Annotated in this window: 15 protein-coding genes; 7 read left to right on the top strand and 8 right to left on the bottom strand. The window is 67.0% G+C overall.

The window, feature by feature from the left end; all coding sequences use genetic code 11:
- Positions 1-13: 13 nt before the first annotated feature.
- Positions 14-1,474, top strand: a complete 1,461-nt coding sequence (locus tag ACQZ13_RS11550) for an AAA family ATPase (RefSeq protein WP_431052026.1) — start codon at positions 14-16, stop codon at positions 1,472-1,474.
- A complete protein-coding gene (locus tag ACQZ13_RS11545) occupies positions 1,471-2,313 on the top strand; it encodes a hypothetical protein (RefSeq protein WP_431052024.1) in 843 nt (280 codons plus the stop codon). Before ACQZ13_RS11550 ends, ACQZ13_RS11545 begins: the two co-directional genes overlap by 4 nt.
- 7 nt (positions 2,314-2,320) lie before the next feature.
- Here the strand turns inward: ACQZ13_RS11545 and murB are convergent, their stop codons facing one another.
- Complete coding sequence (murB, locus tag ACQZ13_RS11540; protein ID WP_431052022.1) at positions 2,321-3,391, bottom strand: UDP-N-acetylmuramate dehydrogenase; 1,071 nt, start codon at positions 3,389-3,391, stop codon at positions 2,321-2,323.
- Positions 3,392-3,482: 91 nt separating this feature from the next.
- Between murB and ACQZ13_RS11535 the strand changes: the two genes are divergently transcribed.
- From ACQZ13_RS11535 to xdp1, 3 genes are all read left to right on the top strand, one after another.
- Entirely contained in the window at positions 3,483-3,977 is a 495-nt protein-coding gene (locus tag ACQZ13_RS11535; RefSeq protein ID WP_067274572.1) for a YajQ family cyclic di-GMP-binding protein, read from the top strand.
- A gap of 121 nt (positions 3,978-4,098) precedes the next feature.
- On the top strand, positions 4,099-6,945 hold the full coding sequence (gene prsT, locus ACQZ13_RS11530) for an XrtA/PEP-CTERM system TPR-repeat protein PrsT (RefSeq protein ID WP_431052020.1): 2,847 nt from the start codon (positions 4,099-4,101) through the stop codon (positions 6,943-6,945).
- 195 nt (positions 6,946-7,140) lie between these two features.
- Positions 7,141-7,992, top strand: coding sequence for an exosortase-dependent surface protein XDP1 (xdp1, locus tag ACQZ13_RS11525; RefSeq protein WP_431052018.1), 852 nt, complete (start codon positions 7,141-7,143; stop codon positions 7,990-7,992).
- A 250-nt stretch (positions 7,993-8,242) separates the two neighbouring features.
- Here xdp1 and typA read toward each other — a convergent pair whose 3' ends face one another.
- From typA to rimP, 6 genes are all read right to left on the bottom strand, one after another.
- Positions 8,243-10,066: a translational GTPase TypA gene (gene typA / locus ACQZ13_RS11520; RefSeq protein ID WP_431052016.1), complete on the bottom strand. Its 1,824-nt coding sequence runs from the start codon at positions 10,064-10,066 to the stop codon at positions 8,243-8,245.
- Between the two features lie 86 nt (positions 10,067-10,152).
- Complete coding sequence (gene truB, locus ACQZ13_RS11515; protein WP_431052014.1) at positions 10,153-11,112, bottom strand: tRNA pseudouridine(55) synthase TruB; 960 nt, start codon at positions 11,110-11,112, stop codon at positions 10,153-10,155.
- Positions 11,113-11,161: 49 nt separating this feature from the next.
- Complete coding sequence (gene rbfA, locus ACQZ13_RS11510) at positions 11,162-11,542, bottom strand: 30S ribosome-binding factor RbfA (RefSeq protein WP_331616714.1); 381 nt, start codon at positions 11,540-11,542, stop codon at positions 11,162-11,164.
- 75 nt (positions 11,543-11,617) lie between these two features.
- Entirely contained in the window at positions 11,618-14,599 is a 2,982-nt protein-coding gene (gene infB / locus ACQZ13_RS11505; protein ID WP_431052011.1) for a translation initiation factor IF-2, read from the bottom strand.
- Positions 14,600-14,680: 81 nt separating this feature from the next.
- Complete coding sequence (nusA, locus tag ACQZ13_RS11500; protein ID WP_431052009.1) at positions 14,681-16,159, bottom strand: transcription termination factor NusA; 1,479 nt, start codon at positions 16,157-16,159, stop codon at positions 14,681-14,683.
- The gene (gene rimP / locus ACQZ13_RS11495; RefSeq protein ID WP_431053197.1) at positions 16,156-16,845 is read right to left on the bottom strand and encodes a ribosome maturation factor RimP; all 690 of its coding nucleotides are present in this window, start codon (positions 16,843-16,845) and stop codon (positions 16,156-16,158) included. Before rimP ends, nusA begins: the two co-directional genes overlap by 4 nt.
- Positions 16,846-17,056: 211 nt before the next feature.
- Here rimP and fabI point away from each other — a divergent pair, with 211 nt between their 5' ends.
- Positions 17,057-17,839 carry an enoyl-ACP reductase FabI gene (gene fabI / locus ACQZ13_RS11490; RefSeq protein ID WP_088403772.1) on the top strand — a complete coding sequence of 261 codons (783 nt, stop codon included), beginning with the start codon at positions 17,057-17,059 and terminating at the stop codon, positions 17,837-17,839.
- Positions 17,840-17,890: 51 nt separating this feature from the next.
- Here the strand turns inward: fabI and ACQZ13_RS11485 are convergent, their stop codons facing one another.
- Positions 17,891-20,170 carry an Orn/Lys/Arg decarboxylase N-terminal domain-containing protein gene (locus ACQZ13_RS11485; RefSeq protein ID WP_431052006.1) on the bottom strand — a complete coding sequence of 760 codons (2,280 nt, stop codon included), beginning with the start codon at positions 20,168-20,170 and terminating at the stop codon, positions 17,891-17,893.
- A gap of 278 nt (positions 20,171-20,448) precedes the next feature.
- On the opposite strand from ACQZ13_RS11485, the gene ACQZ13_RS11480 reads away from it, so the two are divergent.
- Positions 20,449-20,880 (top strand): NfeD family protein, encoded by a 432-nt coding sequence (locus ACQZ13_RS11480; RefSeq protein ID WP_431052004.1) that lies wholly within the window; start codon positions 20,449-20,451, stop codon positions 20,878-20,880.
- Positions 20,881-20,911 lie beyond the last annotated feature (31 nt).

Here is a 20,911-nt window from a genome sequence, read left to right as displayed (position 1 = left end):
GAGAGCCCCGCCCATGTACCTGTCCCGGATCGCGCTGACCAACGTTCGCTCGATGGCCTCGCTGGCCATCGACTTCGGCGCCGGTCCGGACGCGCCGGCCGGCACCAACCGGCGCTGGACGCTGCTGCTGGGCGAGAACGGCTGCGGCAAGAGCACCGTGCTGCGTTCGATCGGCCTGCTGCTGGCGGGCAGCGAGGCGCTGCCGGAGCTGCTCGGCGACACGGACGCGTGGATCCGCAACGGCATGCGGCAATGCCGCATCGCCGGAACGCTGGTGACCGCCAAGGGCGAACGGCGCGAGATCGCGCTGGAGCTGCACCGCGGCGACGGGCTGCGCCAGATCTTCGAGCGCAACGCGCAGACGCTGGAAGCGCTGGACGCGGCGATCCGGCATGCGGACCGCAACTACTTCGTGCTCGGATACGGCGTCTCGCGCCGGCCGCCCGAAAGCGGCAAGCGCGCGAGCGGGCCGCTGGACGACTCGGCCCGTTCGTCACGGGCGCGCGCGCTGGCGTCGATGTTCTCGCCGGATGCGTCGCTGGTGTCGTTGCAGCGCTGGGCCATGGACCTCGACTACCGGCGCGGTGAGGCGGCGCTGGCGCCTATCCGCGCGGCGCTCAACCAGTTGATGCGGGGCATGAATTTCTCGCGCATCGACAAGGCATCCGGGCAGCTGATGTTCAAGACCGTCGACGGCGAAGTGCCGTTGAACCAGCTGTCCGACGGCTATCAGAACATGGCGGCCTGGTGCGGCGACCTGCTCTACCGGATCACCGAAGCCTTCCCCGATCGCAAGGACCCGCTGGCCACGCGCGGCGTGCTGCTGATCGACGAACTCGACCTGCATCTGCATCCGGTCTGGCGCCGGCAGCTGGTGGACTTCCTCTCGAACCTGCTACCGAACTTCCAGTTCATCGCAACGACGCACTCCGCGCTGACCGCGCAGCAGAGCGGCGAAGGCGAGCTCTTCGTCATCCGCCGCGAGGGCCCGAAGCAGCGACCGACGCTGGTGCCCTTCGTCGGCGAGCCGCGGCTCATGATGCTGCACCAGTTGCTGATGAGTCCGATGTTCGGGCTGGAATCGACGGACTCGGTGGCGGTCGAGACCGCGCGGAACACGGCGCGCAAGCTGCACACGAAGACCAAGACGCAAGGCAAGGCGCTGACTTCGCGCGAGCGCACGCAGCTGCAGCGCAGCGCAGAGGTCCTGCGCGTCGCGCCCGAGTGGGACGCGGTGCCCGACTACGCCCGCCAGCAGACGGCGCTGTTGAAGGAACTGAAGACGACGATTGCGAAGCAGGCGGCAGCCTCGACAAAGGCGGCGAAGGTGGCGCCTGCGAAAAAGTCCGCCGCCAAGGGCACGACGAAGCCGGTCGCAGCGAAAGCTGGCGCGACGAAGCCTGTCGCGCCGGTGCCCGCGCTGTCGCCGACCAAGTTGAAGGCGGCCGTGAAGCGGGTGGAGCGCTCGAAGTGATCCGGCTGCGGCGCGGCCGGGACGCCGCGAGCCTGGGCGCGTTCACCGGCGCCCAGCTGCAGCAGCGGCTGCTCAAGCTCGAAGGCTACTTCTACGAGGACGGCGGTCACGTCGACTTCAAGCCCAAGGCGCGCCAGATCTGGTCGACCGCCAAGCCCGCGCTCAAGGTCGATTCAGCCGGCAAGTGCGCCTACTGCGAGGCCGACACGGCCGTGGTCGCGCACGGCGACGTCGAGCACTTCCGCCCCAAGGACCTGTACTGGTGGCTCGCCTACTGCGTCGACAACTACACCTTCAGCTGCCAGGTCTGCAACCAGGTCTACAAGGGCAACACCTTCCCGGTGACTGGCGCGCGATTGAAGCCGCCGCGCATGCCCGCCGCACAGCCGGCCGACGCCACCAAGGCGGCGGCGCTTGCGGCGACCTTCTGCCTCGATCCGGCCGGCGCCACGGACGCGTCGCTGAAGCGCTTCTTCGCCGGCGAGCAGCCGCATCTGCCCGACCCCTACCTCGTCGATCCCGAGAAGTTGCTGTCGTGGAACGCGATCGAGGAAACGCACGAGGTCTGGCTCATCGCGCGCGGACGTTCGGCGAAAGCCAAGGCCGCCGCCAAGGCCGCTGAAGAGGTGCTCGGACTCAACCGCACGGAGCTGTTGCGGCTCCGCTGGAATCACTACGACCTGCTGCGTACCCTGGCGCTCGCGTTCCAGGAGATGGACCCGGCGTCACCGAACGCGGCGAAGGTCCTCGCCGGCATCCGCCGCCGCGCCGACGGCGATCAGCCGTTCGCGGGGATGACGCGGCATTTCTTGCGGACGTGGGGTCTGCTGGCCGCGTGATCCCCGGTCAGACGACCACCGGCTCCGGCTCCAGCCGGATGCCGAAGCGGCCGTAGACGCTTTCCTGGATCGCGCGCGCCAGCGTGACGACCTCGGCGCCGCGGGCTTCGCCGCGGTTCACCAGCACCAGTGCCTGCTTCTCGTAGACCGCCGCGCCGCCGACGCTCTTGCCCTTCCACCCGCAGGCGTCGATCAGCCAGCCCGCAGCCAGCTTGAAGCTGCCGTCGGCCATCGGGTAATGCACGATGTGCGGGTCGCGCGCGATGATGTCGCGGCACTGCTCCGCGCTGACCACCGGGTTCTTGAAGAAGCTGCCCGCGTTGCCGATGCGCGCCGGATCCGGCAGCTTGGCGCTGCGGATCTCGCAGACCCACTCGAACACCTGGCGCGCATCGGGCGCGGCGATGCCGGTCTCGGCCATCTTGCGTTCGAGGTCCAGGTAGCCCAGTTGCGGCTGCCACGGCTTGGGGCAGCGCAGCCGCACCTTGGTGATCACGCTCTTGCCCGCCAGGCCGCCGTAGCCGGTCTGCTTGAACACGCTGTCGCGATAACCGAATCTGCACACCGACGCCGGCAGCGTCACGCGCCGACCGGTCGTCAGGTCGACCACGTCCACGCTCTCCAGCCGGTCCTTCAGCTCGATGCCGTAGGCGCCGATGTTCTGCACCGGCGCGGCCCCCACCGTGCCCGGAATCAGCGCCAGGTTCTCCAGTCCCGGCACACCCTGCGCCAGCGACCACGCCACCGCCTCGTGCCAGGGCACGCCGGCGCCGGCCTCGACGATCCAGCAGTCCTCGCGTTCCTCGACGCTCAGGCCCTGGATCTCCATCTTCAGCACGACCGCGTCGACGTCCTTGGTCAGGACGAGATTCGAACCGCCGCCCAGCACGAACTTGGGCGCCCGGCCCAGTTCGGGGTGGTCGACGACGCGGCGGACGTCCAGTTCCTCGCGGATGCGCACCAGCCGGCGCGCCGTCGCGGGCAGGCCGAAGGTGTTGTAGGGCTTGAGGTTGACGTCGTGCTCGATGACGACGCCCTCGCGGCGCTCGGTCGAGGGGGGGATGGCGGGAGACTGCATGGCTAGAATTCTCGCCCATATCCCTGAAGATCCCCTCGGAGGCCGGCCCCCGGCAATCGGTCGCCGCCCTCCCCCTCTGAAAGAGTCGTACATGCCCAGCTTTGACACCGTCCTCGAACCCGACATGGTGAAGGTCCGCAACAGCGTGGACGCCAGCGCCAAGGAAATCGCCACCCGCTTCGACTTCAAGGGCACCAGCGCCGCCATCGAGTGGAAGGACAAGGAAAAGGAAGTCCACGCCACCGGCGACGCCGAGTTCCAGCTCGAGCAGATCGAGGCCGTGCTCTATTCGAAACTGACCAAGCAGGGCGTCGTGCTCGGCTTCGTCGACAAGCAGGAGAAGATCGAGAAGCTGGGCGGCGACCGCGTCAAGCAGGTCTACAAGATCAAGAACGGCCTGGAGGCCCCCGAGGCCAAGAAGGTCGTCGCCGCGATCAAGGAAAGCAAGCTCAAGGTGCAGGCCCAGATCGAGGGCGACATCGTGCGCATCACCGGCAAGTCGCTGGACGACCTGCAAGGCGCCCAGGCCGCGCTGCGCAAGGCGCTGCCCGACCTGCCTCTGAGCTTCGACAACTACCGCAAGTGATCCTCGTCGCGGGCCGGGCGTCGTCCTGACGCCGGTCCCGCCCGCCGCCCGGGCACCCTGCCCGCGCGCGCGCCGCGACGGCATGGGCCGCGCGTCAGAACAACATTCCCGGGGGGACGAGATGAACACTCTTGGCAGGACCGGCCGGCGACGTCCCGTCGCCGCCGCCTTCACGAGCCTGGCGACGCTGGCCACGGCGGCGCTGCTGGCGATGGGCGTTTCGACCGCGCACGCGGACAGCGTCAAGGCCGCGCGCTACTACGAGGACGCCCTCAAGCGCTTCGAGCGCCAGGACATCGACGGCGCCGTCATCCAGCTCAAGAACGCGCTGCAGCAGGACGCCCGCATGCTCACCGTGCACGTGCTGCTGGGCAAGGCGCTGCTGATGCGCAGCGAGGCCGCGGCCGCCGAGATCGAGTTCAACGAGGCGCTCTCCCAGGGCATCAACCGCGCCGAAGTGGCCGTGCCGCTGGCGCAGGCGCTGGTCGCGCAGGGCAAGCAGGCCGAAGTGTTCAAGCAGCCCGCGCTGGTGCCCGACGGCCTGCCCGACAACATCCGCAAGTCGCTGCTGCTGGTGCGCGCGGCGGCGGCGTCGGACCTCGGCGATCCGACGCGGGCGCAGGCCCAGATCGACCTGGCGCGCGCGATTCCGCCCGACAACGCCGACTCCTGGCTCGCCGAAGTGCCGCTGCGCCTGCGCGCGCGGCAGTTCGACAAGGCCACGGCGGCGGCCGATCAGGCGCTGCGGCTCGCGCCCAACAACGGCGAGGCGCTCTACCAGCGCGCCACCGTGCCGCACGTGCAGGGGAAGCAGGACGAGGCGCTCAAGGGCTATGAACGCGCCATCGCGGCCGATCCGCGCCACATCGAGGCCCAACTGGCGCGCGCCGGCCTGCTGATCGACCTGAATCGAGACGCCGAAGCGCTGACGCAAGTCCAGTCCGCGTTGAAGCTGGCACCTGCCGAGCCTCGCGCCCTCTACCTGACCGCAGTGCTCGCCGAACGCCGCAAGGACGGCGCGGCAGCCAAGGCCGCGCTCAAGGCGGTCACCACCGCGTTGGATCCGGTGCCGATCGAATTCATCCGCTACCGCCCGCAGGCGCTGATGCTCAACGGCCTGGCCCACTTCGGCCTGGGCGAGATGGAAAAAGCCAAGCCGTATCTCGAATACGCGCAGCGCGTCACGCCCAACAGCCCGCTGTCCAAGCTGCTGGCACAGGTCTATATGGCCGAGCCCAATCTGGACCGCGCCGCCGAGGTGCTGGAGGCCTATCTGAAGGCCTATCCCGGCGACGGTCAGGCGCTGGTGATGCTGGCCACCTTGCAGATGGCGCAGGGCCGCCACGCGCGCGCCACCGCACTGATGCAGGAAGCGCTGAAAGCCAAGGACGCCCCGGAGTTCCGGACCGCGCTGGGCCTGTCGCTGCTGCGCAGCGGGCAATCGTCGGACGCCGTCGGCGAGCTCGAAAAATCCTTCCAACGCGATCCGCGCCAGACCTACGCCGGCATGGCGCTGGTCACGCTGTATCTGCGCGGCGGCCAGACGGCCAAGGCGGTCGCAGTCGCCGACCAGTTGGTCAAACAGGCCCCGACCAGCCCTTCGGCCTGGATCCAGCTCGGCCTGGCACGCCGCACGGCCGGCAATGCGGCCGGTGCGCGCGAGGCTTACCAGAAGGCCAATCAGCTCGATCCCTTGCTGATCGAACCGCAGTTGGGCCTGGTGCGCATCGACATTTCCCAGCGCCAGTTCGACGCCGCGCAGGCGCGCCTCGATGCCATGCTCAAGGTCGACGAGAAAAACGCCGACGCGCTCTACGAGATGGCCCTGCTGAGCGAGGCCCGCGGCCAGACCGCCGACGTGCAGCGCTGGCTGTCCAAGGCGGCGGACGTCAGCGGGTCGCGCAATACGCGCGCCGACCAGGCGCTGGTCGCGTGGATGCTGCGACAGGACCAGCCCGGCCCGGCCCTGGAAGCAGCGAAACGCCTGCTGGCCAAGGCGCCGGACGACCCGCAGGCGCTGATCACCTATGCGAAGGCGCAGTTTGCGAACCGCGACCTCACAGGCGCGCGCTCGACGCTGACCAACGCGGCGCGTCGCGCAGGCTTCGGCGCCGATGTGCTGGCGCAGATCGCCGCGCTGCAACTCGACGCCCGTGACTTCGACGGCGCCGCGTACAGCCTGGACAAGGCGCTGCAGACGTCGCCGCAGCATGTCGCCGCGCTCGGCCTGTCGTCGACGGTGGCGCTGCAGCAGGGAAACCTCGCCCTGGCGGAAAAGCAGGCCAGACAGGTCGTGCAGTTGCGCCCCCAGGCGGCCGTGGGCTACACGCTGCTGGCAGACGTGGCGCAGGCGCGCAAGCAGCCGTCGCAGGCTGTCGATTCCCTGCGCAAGGCCCACGAGGTGCAGCCCACCAGCGGCAGCCTGCTGACGCTGATGCGGGCGCTCTCCCGTCAGGATCCGACGGGACGCGCTTCGCAGGATCTGGCCGACCGCTGGCTCAAGACGCACGCCAACGACATCGCCGTCTGGAAAGCCTTGGGCGACGCCCAGGCGCGTGCCAGCGACTTCCGGTCCGCCCGGCGCAGCTACGAGGCGGCACTGAAGCTGCGGCCCAATGACGTCGAGGCGCTCAACAACCTGGCCAACGCGATGATCCGGCAGGGCGAGCCGGCGGTCGCCGCGACCACGGCCGAGAAGGCGTTGTCGCTGGACCCGCGCAACGCGGCGGTCATCGACACGGCCGGCTGGGCGCATCACCTGGCGGGCAACCCCGACCGGGCCTTGCAGTTGCTGCGCGACGCGCGATTGCGAGAGCCTTCGAGTCCCGACATCCGTTATCACCTCGCCGCCGTACTGGCCAAGGCCGGGCGCAAGAGCGAGGCGAAGGAGGAAATCGACGTCGCGCTGCGCAGCACGGCGTTCGAAAGTCACAAGGAAGCCCTGGCCTTGAGCCAAACCTTGCGTTGAGGCACGACAGCCCCTCTGTCGAGGGGTTCCGGGGGCTGTCGGAAGAACTTACAGTTCGCCCTCAACGACATCTGCGTTTCGAGCCAAGTGCTTGAACGACAAGGGAATCGGGGCCCTGGCCCGGCCCTTGCATCAAGTCCGATGAACGAACGAATCAGACACTCCGACGCAGTCGGGGGCACCGAGGGAAACACCATGCGACAAGTCCACCAACGCCTGATCAGCACCGCCGCACTGACGCTGCTGGCCACGCTGCTCCCCTTCAGCGCCCATGCGATCTCGACCTGGACCGCGAGCAACTGCGTCAGCAACTGCAGCGAGACCGGGGACACGGCGCCGAACGTCAGCTACTCGGCCTACTCGGCGACGATCAACACCGTCAACAACGTGACGGGCGGCACCTACGCGAGCACCGCCGGTTTCACGCAGAGCACCCTGGCCTACTACAGCGGCGGCGGATTCGGCGTGTCGGCGGCGAGCAACGACAGCGGCACGCCGCAACATGCGGTCGACAACTTCGGGTATCAGGACATGATCCTGCTGAAGTTCGACGACCTGGTGAATCTGACCCAGGTGAAGATCGGCTACTGGGCCGATGACGCCGACATCACGGTGCTGGCCTACACCGGATCCACGACCAACGTGAACGTCGCCAGCACCATTGCCGGCAAGACGGCGGGCAACCTGCTCTCGGCCAACGGCTGGTCGCTGGTGGGCAGCTATGCCGACCTGCAGAACAAGAACAACACGGCCACCATCAGCACCAACATCAACTCCAGCTGGTGGATCGTCACCGCCTACAACTCGCAGCTGGGCGGTGCCGCCACCGGCGCCGACGGCTCCACCACCGGTCTGACCCGCGGCCTGGGCACGGGCACGACCAACACCGGCTACGACTTCATCAAGCTGTACTCGGTTTCCGGCAACAAGGCCACCGGCGGCGGCACCAACAACGGCAACGTGCCGGAACCTGCCTCGCTGGCCCTGGCCTCCGTCGCCCTGCTCGGCCTGATGGGCGTGCGTCGCCGCAAGCAATCCCAAAGCTGAGCCTCCCTGCTCCGCGGAAAGCGACCTTCGGGTCGCTTTTCTTTTGGCCGAAGCAAAACCTGACCCGCGCAAAAAAACGCCCGATGCAATGAATGCACCGGGCGTTTTCATTTCACAAGGTCCTCGGTCGCAAAACCGAGGCAGTGAGACAGTGGTTGGGGACGGCTGTGCTTGGGGTTTTGCCGCTTGCCGGCAAGGCCCCATGCACTGGCGGCCAACGCCTGGACTTCGCAGTCCAGGCAACTGTCGATCAGCTCCGCAGCGCGCGCTTGCGCTCGTTTTCCGACAGGTGGCGCTTACGCAGGCGCACCGACTTCGGCGTGATCTCGACCAGCTCGTCGTCCTCGATGAACTCGACGCCATATTCGAGCGTCAGGTCGATCGGCGGCGTCACCTTGATGGCGTCTTCCTTGCCGCTGACGCGGAAGTTGGTCAGCTGCTTGGTGCGGGTCGCGTTGACGATCAGGTCGTTGTCGCGGTTGTGGATGCCGACGATCATGCCTTCGTAGACCGGGTCGTTCGGCTTCACGAACATGCGGCCGCGGTCGTCGAGCTTGCCCAGGGCGTAGGTGAAGATTTCACCCGCGTCCATCGAGATCAGCACGCCGTTCTTGCGCCCGGCGATATCGCCCTTGTGGGGTTCGTAGCCGTCGAAGATGTTGGAGATCAGGCCCGAGCCGCGCGTCAGGTTCAGGAACTCGTTCGAGAAGCCGATCAGGCCGCGGGCGGGGATGCGGTACTCGAGGCGCACGCGACCACGGCCGTCCGGCTCCATGTTCACCAGCTCGCCCTTGCGCTCGCCCAGGGCTTGCATGACGCCGCCCTGGTGGGTTTCTTCCACGTCGGCGGTGACCAGCTCGATCGGCTCGCACTTCTCGCCGTTGATGGTCTGGAACACCACGCGCGGCTTCGACACGGCCAGCTCGTAGCCTTCGCGACGCATGTTTTCCAGCAGGATGGTCAGGTGCAGTTCGCCGCGGCCCATCACTTCGAAGATGCCGTCCTCGTCGGTCTCGCTCACGCGCAGCGCGACGTTGGCTTGCAGTTCCTTCTGCAGGCGGTCCCAGATCTGGCGGCTGGTGACGAACTTGCCTTCACGACCGGCCAGCGGCGAGGTGTTGACGCAGAAGTTCATCGTCAGCGTCGGCTCGTCGACCTTGAGCATCGGCAGCGGGGCCGGGCTGCTCGGGCTGGTGACGGTCACGCCGATGCCGATCTCCTCGATGCCGTTGATCAGCACGATGTCGCCGGGGCCGGCTTCGGTGGCCTGCACGCGGTCCAGACCCTGGAAGGTCAGCACCTGGTTGATGCGGCCCTTGACGGACTTGCCGTCCGGACCTTCCATGACCAGCACGTCCTGCGAGGGCTTCAGCGTGCCCTGGCTGATGCGGCCGACGCCGATGCGGCCGACGAAGGTCGAGAAGTCCAGCGCGGAGATCTGCAGCTGCAGCGGCGCGTCCGGATCGCCCTTCTGCGACGGCACGTGCTTGAGCACGGTGTTGAACAGGGCGGACATGTCCTCGCCCCACTTCTCGCCCGGCGCGCCTTCTTCCAGCGACGACCAGCCGTTGATGCCCGAGGCGTACACGACCGGGAAGTCCAGCTGCTCGTCGGTGGCGCCCAGCTTGTCGAACAGGTCGAAGGCGGCGTTGATGACGGCGTCCGGCTTGGCGCCCGGCTTGTCGACCTTGTTCACGACGACGATGGGCTTCAGGCCCAGCGCCAGCGCCTTCTTGGTCACGAAGCGCGTCTGCGGCATCGGACCTTCCTGCGCGTCGATCAGCAGCACCACGCCGTCGACCATCGACAGCGCGCGCTCCACTTCACCGCCGAAGTCCGCGTGTCCCGGGGTGTCGACGATGTTGATGTGCGTGCCTTCCCAGCTGACCGCGCAGTTCTTGGCCAGGATGGTGATGCCGCGCTCACGTTCGATGGCGTTGTTGTCCATCACGGTGTCGACGACCTTCTCGTGCTCGGCGAAGGTGCCGCTCTGGCGAAGGAGCTGGTCCACCATGGTGGTCTTGCCATGGTCGACGTGGGCGATGATGGCGATGTTGCGGATTTGCTTGCTCATGGGGCGGCTTTCGCTAGGGGCTTTCTCTGGATTCGGAGGAAGTCGGGAACTCGGGGATGTCTCGGATCTTTTTAGGCGATGCTGGCTCAGGCGGCCTGCATCAGCATGGAAGCGATTTCGGTCGGACTCAGCAGCCGGTCGGCGATCAGCTCGCCCCCGGCCACGTGGGCGCTGCCCAGGAAGGCACGCGGCGCCTGGCCGTACACCCGCACCTGCGGCATGTCCGTCAGCGTCACGCGCCGGCGCATGCCGGACAGGAAACGGCCGGCCTCGTCGTTGCTCAGCTCGACCTCGGGCCATTCGCCCAGCAGGCTGTCCGGCGCGGTCAGCAGCGACAGGCGGGCGTCTTCGTCCAGCGCCTCGATCTGCTCCAGCGTCACCGCCCGCTCGATCGAGACCGGGCCGCTCGCCGTCCGGCGCAGGCCGGCCAGGTGCGCGCCGCAGCCCAGCTTCGCACCGATGTCTTCGCCCAGCGTGCGGATGTAGGTGCCCTTGGTGCAGCGCACGTCGATCACCAGCAATAGCTCCGAAGGGTGCCACTCGACGATGTCGAGCGCATGAATCGTCACATTGCGCGGCTGGCGCTCCACGGTCACGCCTTCACGGGCGAGCTCGTACAGCGCGCGGCCCTGATGCTTCAGCGCCGAGTACATCGGCGGCAGCTGCGAGATCGCGCCGCGGAAGCCGTCGCAGGCGGCGCGGATCGCGTCCAGGTCCAGCGACTTCGCGACCTCGTCGCGCTGCTCGACGATCTCGCCCTCGCCGTCGCCGGTCGTGGTCGTGATGCCCAGGCGCAGCGTGGCGCGGTAGCCCTTGTCGGCCTCCAGCGAGACCTGGCTGAACTTGGTCGCCGCGCCGAAGGTCAGCGGCAGCAGCCCGGTCGCCAGCGGATCCAGCGTGCCGGTATGGCCGGCCTTCTCGGCGCGCAGCAGGCGCTTGACCTTCTGCAATGCGTCGTTGCTGGTCAGGCCGATGGGCTTGTCCAGCATCAACACGCCGTGCACGGCGCGCTTCACGATCTTGGGGCGGGGGGCTACTGCGCTCATCACTACGCGGCGGCCCTCTCGGGACGCCGTCTTTCTGGCTCGGAGGACCTCAGTCCTCGGTGGTCTCGTCGTCCTTGGCTCGGGACAGGTTCGCTTTGTTGATCAGCGCGCTCATCTCGGCGGCGCGCTCGATCGTGCGGTCGAAATGGAAATGCAGACTCGGCACGGTGTGGATCTGCAGCCGCTTGAACAGGCCGTTGCGCAGGAAACCCGCCGCCTCGTTCAGCGCCGCGCCGGTCGCCTCCGGATCGCCGACCAGCAGCGAGAAGTAGACCTTCGCGTGAGCGTAGTCGGGCGTGACCTCCACCGCGTTGATCGTCACCATGCCGACGCGCGGGTCCTTGAGGTCCCGGATCAGCTCGGCCAGGTCGCGCTGGATCTGGTCCGCCACGCGCAGACCGCGGTTGGGGATAGATCGCTTGTGACGCATGGCTCTTTCCTCACTCTCTCAAACAACAAAGCCCGGCGGTGCGAACCGCCGGGCATGAAGCTGCGGCAGGCTGGTTTACAGCGTGCGCGCCACTTCCTTGATTTCGAAGACTTCCAGCTGGTCGCCTTCCTTGATATCGCTGTAGTTCTTCAGCTTGATACCGCACTCGAAGCCTTCGCGGACTTCCTTGACGTCGTCCTTCAGGCGCTTGAGCGACTCGATCTCGCCGGTGTAGACCACGACGTTGTCGCGCAGCAGGCGGAAGCGCGCGTTGCGCGTCACGTGACCGCTGGTGATCATCGAACCGGCGATGGTGCCGATCTTGGTCGCCACGAACACGGTGCGGATCTCGGCGGTACCGATGATCTCCTCGCGCTGCTCCGGAGCCAGCATGCCGGCCATCGCCGCCTTCACCTCATCCACGGCGTCGTAGATGATGTTGTAGTAGCGCAGGTCGACGTCGTTGTGCTCGGCCACCTTGCGCGCGCCGGCATCGGCACGCACGTTGAAGCCGATCACGACGGCCTTGGAGGCGATCGCGAGGTTGATGTCGGACTCGCTGATCGCGCCCACCGCGGCGTGCACGATCTGGACCTTGACCTCGTCGGTCGACAGCTTGAGCAGCGAGGAAGCCAGGGCTTCCTGCGAGCCTTGCACGTCGGCCTTGATGATCAGCGGCAGCGTCTGCACGTCGCCGGCGGTCATTTCCGCGAACATGTTCTCCAGCTTCGAGGCCTGCTGGCGGGCCAGCTTGACGTCGCGGTACTTGCCGGCGCGGAAGGTCGCGATTTCACGGGCGCGGCGTTCGTCGCTCAGCACCATGAACTCGTCACCGGCGCGCGGCACTTCCGTCAGACCCTGGATCTCGACCGGGATCGACGGGCCGGCTTCGGTGGCGTTCTTGCCATCCTCGTCCAGCATGGCGCGGACACGACCGTAGGTCGAGCCGGCCAGCACCACGTCGCCGCGCTTCAGCGTGCCGGACTGCACCAGCACCGTCGCGACCGGGCCGCGGCCCTTGTCCAGCTTGGCTTCGATGACCAGACCCTTGGCCATCGAATCCTTCGCGGCCTTGAGTTCCAGCACTTCGGCCTGCAGCAGGACCTGCTCCAGCAGATCGTCGATGCCCTGGCCGGTCTTGGCCGACACCGGGACGAACGGCGATTCGCCGCCGAATTCTTCCGGCACGACTTCCTCGGCGACCAGCTCGCTCTTGACGCGCTCGGCGTTGGCATCGGGCTTGTCGATCTTGTTCATCGCGACCACGATCGGCACACCGGCGGCCTTGGCGTGGTGGATCGCTTCCTTGGTCTGCGGCATCACACCGTCATCGGCGGCCACGACCAGGATGACGATGTCCGTCGCCTGGGCGCCGCGGGCACGCATGGCCGTGAAGGCCTCGTGACCCGGGGTGTCGAGGAAGGTGATCATGCCGCGCGGCGTATCGACGTGATAGGCGCCGATGTGCTGCGTGATGCCGCCGGCTTCGCCCGCCGCCACGCGGGCGCGGCGGATGCTGTCCAGCAGCGAGGTCTTGCCGTGGTCGACGTGACCCATGACGGTGACGACCGGCGCGCGGGGCAGCAGCTCGTGCTGGCCTTCGGCGGCGGCGCCCTCTTCTTCCAGGAACGCGTCCGGATCGTCCAGCTTGGCGGCGAACGCCTTGTGGCCCATTTCCTCGACCAGGATCATGGCCGTCTCCTGGTCCAGCTGCTGGTTGATGGTGACCATCTGACCCAGCTTCATCAGCTGCTTGATGACCTCGGAGGCCTTCACCGACATCTTGTGCGCCAGATCGGCGACCGAGATGGTTTCGGGAACGTGCACTTCCTGGGCCACCGGCTCGTTCGGAGCCTGGAAATTCGAGGGCGAGGCGCCGCGATCATCGCGACCGCCACGGCGGCCGCCGGCACCGCCACGGCCCGGCGCGCGCCAGCCCGTGCCGCTGCCCGGACGTGCCGGACCGTCGGTGCGACCGCCACCCGGCTTGCCGGCGGCGCCACGCTTCTTGGCGTCATCGGCCCAGCTGGACGACAGCTTCTCGGACTTGACCGACTTCTTGTCGCCCGGCTTCGCACCGGCGGTTGCCGTCGTGCCGGCGGCGCCCGGAGCACCGCCCGGCTTCTTGTGGATGGTGCCCTTGATGCCGGCGGCCGGGGTGGCCTCGGGCTTGGGTTCTTCCTTCTTCGCGACCAGCACCTTCTTGGGCGCGTTCATCATCGCGCGGATGGCGGCGGCTTCGGCTTCGGCGGCCTTGCGGCGACGCTCCAGCTCGACCTGGCGGGCCTTCTCATCGGCGGCGACGTCCGCGGCCTTCACCACGCGCAGCACGGGCTTGGCGGGTTCGACCGGGGCCGGCGCCGGCGCGGGCGCGGCGGCTGCGGGAGCCGGTGCCGGAGCGGGTGCAGCAGCGGCGGCAGCCTTCTCAGCGGCCTTTTCGGCAGCCTTGTCCGCGGCCTTCTCGGCCTTGGACTTGGCGGCGTCGGCGATCTTGCGCGCTTCGGCTTCGGCGGCGGCCTTGGCCGCGGCTTCGGCGGCGGCGGCTTCAGCCGCTTCACGCGCGGCGCGCTCTTCCTCGCGACGCTTCTCTTCGGCTTCACGCGCGGCGCGCTCGGCGTCCTCGCGCTCACGCATCTTGCGGGCGAGTTCCTCTTCCTGCTGACGCAGGGCCTCGGCTTGCGCCTGGGCTTCTTCCTCGCGGCGCTTGAGCTCGGCTTCCTCGGCGGCGGCGGCGGTGGCGTCGTCGACACCGTCCTCGCGCTTGACGAAGACGCGCTTCTTGCGCACCTCGACCTGGATGGTGCGGGCCTTGCCCGAGGCATCGGCCTGCTTGATCTCGCTGGTCGACTTGCGGGTCAGCGTGATCTTCTTGCGCTCGGCGCCGCCGGCGGTCCCGTGCGCGGTGCGCAGGTGATCCAGCAGACGTTCCTTGTCGCTTTCGTTCAAGGTGTCCTCGGCGGACGCCTTCTTGACGCCCGCAGCTTGGAGCTGCTCCAGCAACGTGGTCGCAGGCCTGTTGAGCTCTGCGGCCAGCTGGGCGACGGTGGTCACGGCCATTGTTGAAATCCTTAAATCTTGTGTGGGGCGGAGCGGTCTGGTTTCGCTTGAAATCGCTTCAGAGCGGTGTCTGCTCGGGCGTTATGCGTTGAACCAGTGCTCGCGCGCCTTCATGATCAAAGCGCGTGCCGCTGCCTCGTCCAGGGACGAAATCTCGACCAATTCGTCAACGGCCAGGTCTGCCAGGTCGTCACGGGTATGGATGTCGCCGGCCGCCAGCTTGGCGATCAGCTCGGGGGTGACGCCGTCCAGGTCGCGCAGGTCCTGGGAGACCTCCTCGACCTTTTCCTCGCGGGCGATTTCCATCGTCAGCAGGGCGTCCTTGGCGCGGGTGCGCAGCTCGTTGACGGTCTCCTCGTCGAAGGACTCGATCTCGAGCATCTCCTGCATCGGAACGTAGGCGACTTCTTCCAGCGAGGCGAAACCTTCGGCGATCAGGATGTCGGCGACTTCCTCGTCCACGTCCAGCTTCTCGACGAACAGCTTGCGCACGCCGTCGGATTCCTCGGCCTGCTTGGCGGCGGATTCCTCGGCGGTCATGATGTTGATCTTCCAGCCGGTCAGCTCGGACGCCAGACGCACGTTCTGGCCGCCGCGGCCGATGGCGATCGCGAGGTTCTCCTCGTCGACGACGACGTCCATCGCGTGGCGTTCCTCATCGACCACGATCGACTGCACGTTGGCCGGGGCCAGCGCGCCGATCACGAACTGCGCCGGATCTTCCGACCACAGCACGATGTCCACGCGTTCGCCGGCCAGCTCGTTGGTCACGCCGTTGACGCGGGAACCGCGCACGCCGACGCAGGTGCCGATCGGGTCGACGCGCTTGTCGTACGAGACCACGGCGATCTTGGCGCGGCTGCCGGCATCGCGGGCGGCGCTCTTGATCTCCAGCAGGCCCTGCTCGATCTCCGGCACTTCCTGCGCGAAGAGTTCCTTCATGAACTCGCCCGAGGAGCGCGACAGCATGATCTGCGGACCGCGCTGCGTCGGGTCGATGCCCAGGATGACCGCGCGGACGCGGTCGCCGGTGCGCAGGTTTTCCTTGGGGATCATCTCGTTGCGCTTGAGGCGGCCTTCGACGCGGCCCGACTCGGCAATGATGTCGCCCTTGTCCAGGCGCTTGACCGTGCCGACGAAGATCTTCTCGCCGCGCGACATGAAGTCGTTCAGCAGCTGCTCGCGTTCGGCGTCGCGGATCTTCTGCAGGATGACCTGCTTGGCGGCTTGCGCACCGATCCGGCCGATGGGCACGGATTCGACGCCTTCCTCGATGTGGTCGTCCACCTCGATGTCGGCGATCTGCTCCTGCGCTTCGAACAGCAGGATCTCGGAGTCGGCGTTCTGCAGGCCGGCCTCGTTGGGCACGACGTGCCAACGGCGGAAGGTCTCATACTCGCCGGTGTCGCGGTCGATGGCCACGCGGATATCGACCTCGCCGCCATACAACTTCTTGGTGGCCGAAGCCAGGGCCGCCTCAACGGCGCCGAACACCACATCGCGCTCCACGCTCTTCTCGCGCGAGATGGCGTCCACCAGCATCAACAGTTCGCGGTTCATTGATCGAGACCTCCGTCAACCTTGTCATCCGTCTGCCGGGACTTGGCATTGCTCTTCTTCTTCGACGCCTTGGGCTTCGCAGCCGCTCCGTCAGCCGATTCCGATCCGGGCGCCAAGCCCGTGTTCTTTTTCGCCGCATCCGCGGCAGCGTCGCCCGTCGACTTCGACGCGCGACCCTTGAAAACGATCTCCGGCACCAGCTTGGCCGAGCGCACTTCGTCGAGCGCGAAGTCCAGCACCTGCTCGGTCTTGCCATCCATGAAGATCACGCGCCAGGCGGTGTTCTGCGCCAGCACGTTCCAGTCGTCCTGCGCCACGCCTTCGGCCGCGACCAGGACACCCCGGTACTTCTTGCGACCCTGGAAAGCCTCGCGCAATGTGATTTCCACTTCGTGACCGTTGAAACGGGCGTAGTCGCCGGCGTTGTTCAGCGGGCGGTCGAGGCCGGGGGTGGACACTTCCAGGCGCGTGTAGTCGACTTCCTCGACTTCCATCACGTAGCGCAGCTGGCGCGTCACGCGCTCGCAGTCCTCGACGTTGACCGGCGTCTCCGGTTCCTGGCCGTTCACCAGCGGTTTGTCGATGTACACGCGCAGCAAGCCCCCGGCGCTGCGTTCGCAGCCCACCACCTCGTAACCGAGTCCGGTCACGGTTTTTTCAACAACGGCTTGCCAGCTCAAATTCATCGACGAAAGTATTGGCCTTGTAACAGGCGCTTGGGAACAGTTTAGGAACAGCCAAAAAAAATGGGCTGGATGAATCCGCCCACCGTTCACTTTTTCAGCGAAGCTAGAAGTGTACTATGCAAACAGCGTGCCGACAAGGCTGCGTCATCCGTCACAGCGTGACGTGCGAGAATCCCGGCCTCCCTCGAATCTATGAATACCAGGAGCAGACATGGGATTTCTCGCTGGCAAGCGACTGCTGATCACGGGCGTGCTGTCCAACCGCTCGATCGCCTACGGCATCGCCAAGGCCTGCCACCGCGAAGGCGCTGAACTGGCCTTCAGCTACCAGGGCGAGCGCTTCAAGGATCGCATCACCGAATTCGCCGCCGAATTCGACTCGAAACTGGTGTTCGACTGCGACGTGAGCGACGACGCCCAGATCGACCGCCTGTTCGAGGACCTCGGCCAGCACTGGCCGGAATTCGACGGTTTCGTGCATTCGATCGGTTTCGCGCCGCGCGAGGCGATCGCCGGAGAATTCCTGGACGGCATGACGCGCGAGAACTTCCGCATCGCGCACGACATCTCCGCCTACAGCTTCCCGGCCATGGCCAAGGCCGCACAACCGCGTCTGCGCGCCGGTTCGGCCCTGCTGACCCTGTCCTATCTGGGGGCGGACCGCTTCGTTCCCAACTACAACACCATGGGCCTGGCCAAGGCATCCCTGGAAGCCAGCGTGCGCTACCTCGCCTACGGCCTGGGCGGCAAGGGCATCCGGGTGAACGGCATCTCCGCCGGCCCGATCAAGACGCTGGCCGCCTCCGGCATCAAGGACTTCGGCAAGCTGCTCAAGCAGTTCGCCGACAGCGCCGCCATCAAGCGCAACGTCACGATCGAGGACGTCGGCAACACGGCCGCCTTCCTGCTGTCGGACCTGGCGGGCGGCATCAGCTCCGAAATCGTCTACGTCGACGGCGGCTTCAGCCACGGGGCGATGGCCGGGACGGAGTAAATCTCCCAGCCCAATGCAATCAGGCCCCGAGGGGCCTGATTTTCTTGGTGCTTACTTCTTGGTGTCGATCACGCAGTCCACGTAGTAGCGCGTGATGCCGTCGTCGCCCTTCTCCGCCACGAGGCCATGGACGTCGGTGGCGAAGCCCGGGAACTTGGCGTTGAAGTCTCTGGTGAACTTCAGGTAGTCGACGATGCGCTTGTTGAAGCGCTCGCCCGGGATCAGCAGCGGAATGCCCGGGGGATACGGCGTCAGCAGCGCGGTGGTGACGCGGCCTTCCAGCTTGTCGATCTCGACGCGCTCCGTCTTGCGATGCGCGATGTGCGCATACGCGTCCGACGGCTTCATCGCCGGCTCCAGCTCGGACAGGTAGACCTCGGTCGTCAGGCGCGCGATGTCGCCCGAGGCATAGGCCTCGTGCACGCTCTGGCTCAGGTCGCGCAGGCCCATGCGCTCATAGCGCGGGAAGGCCGCCACAAAGTCCGGCAGGATGCGCCAGATCGGCGCGTTGCGGTCGTAGTCATCCTTGAACTGCTGCAGCGCGGTCAGCAGCGTGTTCCAGCGGCCCTTGGTGATGCCGATGGTGAACATGATGAAGAACGAGTACAGGCCCGTCTTCTCGACCACCACGCCGTGCTCGGCCAGGAACTTGGTGACGATGCTGGCCGGGATGCCGGTCTTGGCGAACTTGCCGCTCATATCCAGTCCGGGCGTGATGACCGTGGACTTGATCGGATCCAGCATGTTGAAGCCGGCCTCGATCGGGCCGAAGCCGTGCCACTTCTCGTTGGCCTTGAGCATCCAGTCGGCAGCCTTGCCGATGCCGTCGGTGGCCAGCTTGTCCGGACCCCAGACCTTGAACCACCAGTCCTTGCCGTAGTCCTTCTCGACCTTGCGCATCGCGCGACGGAAGTCCAGCGCCTCGCTGATGGATTCCTCCACCAGCGCGGTGCCGCCCGGGGGCTCCATCATCGCGGCCGCGACGTCGCAGCTGGCGATGATCGAGTACTGCGGGCTGGTCGAGGTGTGCATCAGGTACGCCTCGTTGAACAGGTGCTTGTCCAGCTTGACGTTCTGCGAGTCCTGCACCAGCACCTGCGAGGCCTGCGAGATGCCGGCCAGCAGCTTGTGCGTCGACTGCGTGGCGTAGACCATCGCGGTCTTCGGACGCGGACGGTGCTTGCCCATCGCGTGGTACGAGCCGTAGAAGTTGTGGAAGGCCGCGTGCGGCAGCCACGCCTCGTCGAAGTGCAGCGTGTCGATCCAGCCGTCCAGCTTGGACTTGATGGTCTCGGTGTTGTAGAGCACGCCGTCGTAGGTGCTCTGCGTCAGCGTCATGATCCGCGGCTTGGCCTTCTTGGCGTCCACGCCCTTGAGCAGCGGGTTCTTGGCGATCTTCTTGCGGATGGTCTCGGGCGAGAACTCGCTCTCCGGGATCGGGCCGATGATGCCGTAGTGGTTGCGCGTGGGCGTCATGAAGACCGGCACCGCGCCGGTCATGATGATGCTGTGCAGGATGGACTTGTGGCAGTTGCGGTCCACGACCACGATGTCGCCCGGCGCCACCGTGTGGTGCCAGACCATCTTGTTGGACGTCGAGGTGCCGTTGGTGACGAAGAAGCAGTGGTCCGCGTTGAAGATGCGGGCGGCGTTCTTCTCGCTCTCGGCGACCGGGCCGGTGTGGTCCAGCAGCTGGCCGAGTTCCTCGACCGCGTTGCAGACGTCGGCGCGCAGCATGTTCTCGCCGAAGAACTGGTGGAACATCTGGCCGACCGGGCTCTTCAGGAAGGCCACGCCGCCGGAGTGTCCCGGGCAGTGCCACGAGTAGGACCCGTCCTGCGCATAGGCCATCAGCGCCTTGAAGAACGGCGGCGCCAGACCGTCGAGGTAGCTTCTCGACTCGCGGATGATGTGACGCGCCACGAACTCGGGCGTGTCCTCGAACATGTGGATGAAGCCGTGCAGCTCGCGCAGCACGTCGTTGGGCAGATGCTGCGAGGTGCGCGTCTCGCCGTAGACGTAGATGGGGATGTCCGCATTCTTGAAGCGGATCTCCTGGATGAACTTGCGCAGGTTCAGGACCGCCGGGTCCAGCTCCGCGCCGTCGCCGTTGCCGGAGAACTCCTCGTCGTCGATCGACAGGATGAAGGCGCTGGCGCGGCTCTGCTGCTGGGCGAACTGGCTCAGGTCACCGTAGCTCGTGACGCCCAGGACCTCGAAGCCCTCTTTCTGTATGGCCTCCGCAAGCGCGCGGATGCCCAAACCCGAGGTGTTCTCGGAGCGATAGTCCTCGTCGATGATGACGATGGGAAAGCGGAAACGCGGCGTCATGAAGGCCTCCGGATCGGGGCAGGTCAAACAAGAAAGGCGCGAAGTGTAGGGCTAGAGCCGTGTCACGCAAGTGTTGATCGGGCGTTGTCGCAGAAACAGAACGGCCATGCCGCCGGTCTCCCGTCAATGACCCGTGGATGGGGTCTCGATGACTCGGAAAAGCGGGGGGCCCACCCCCTTCGGAGCGACCGGGCAAGCACCGACCCCGGGCGTACACTGACCCGACTCGAAGGACCGGGCGAATCACGGATCGCCCGGCAGTCAGCTAGGAGGAATCGATGGACTGGAGTCTCGCCACCTGGTGGTGGGTGATCTGCGGCGTGCTGGTGGCGGCGGAGCTCGCGACCGGCACGACCTTCTATCTCTTGATGCTGGCGCTGGGGGCGGCGGCCGCCGCGCTGACGGCCCACCTGGGCGGACCGTTCTGGACGCAGCTGGTGATCGCCGCGGCGATCGGCGGCGGCGCGGTGACCTGGTGGCATCTGCGCCTGCGCCGCCATCCGAGACTGCCGGCTGCGGAGAACCCCAACGTGAACCTCGACATCGGCCAGAGCCTGGACGTCGCGCACTGGCGCGCCGACGGCACGGCCGAAGTCCGCTATCGCGGCGCCGCCTGGCAGGCGCGCTTCGTCGGCAACGGCGCGCCGGCCATCGGGCGGCACGTCATCCGCGGCGTCGAGGGCAGCTGCCTGCTCGTCGAGCCCGCCTGATCCGCCCGCCCTGCCCCAACCCCGACCGTTT

The organism is Roseateles sp. L2-2 (assembly GCF_050613215.1).
GTDB classification, from domain to species: Bacteria; Pseudomonadota; Gammaproteobacteria; order Burkholderiales; family Burkholderiaceae_C; genus Roseateles; species Roseateles noduli.
This window is presented reverse-complemented; position numbering and strand designations above follow the sequence as displayed.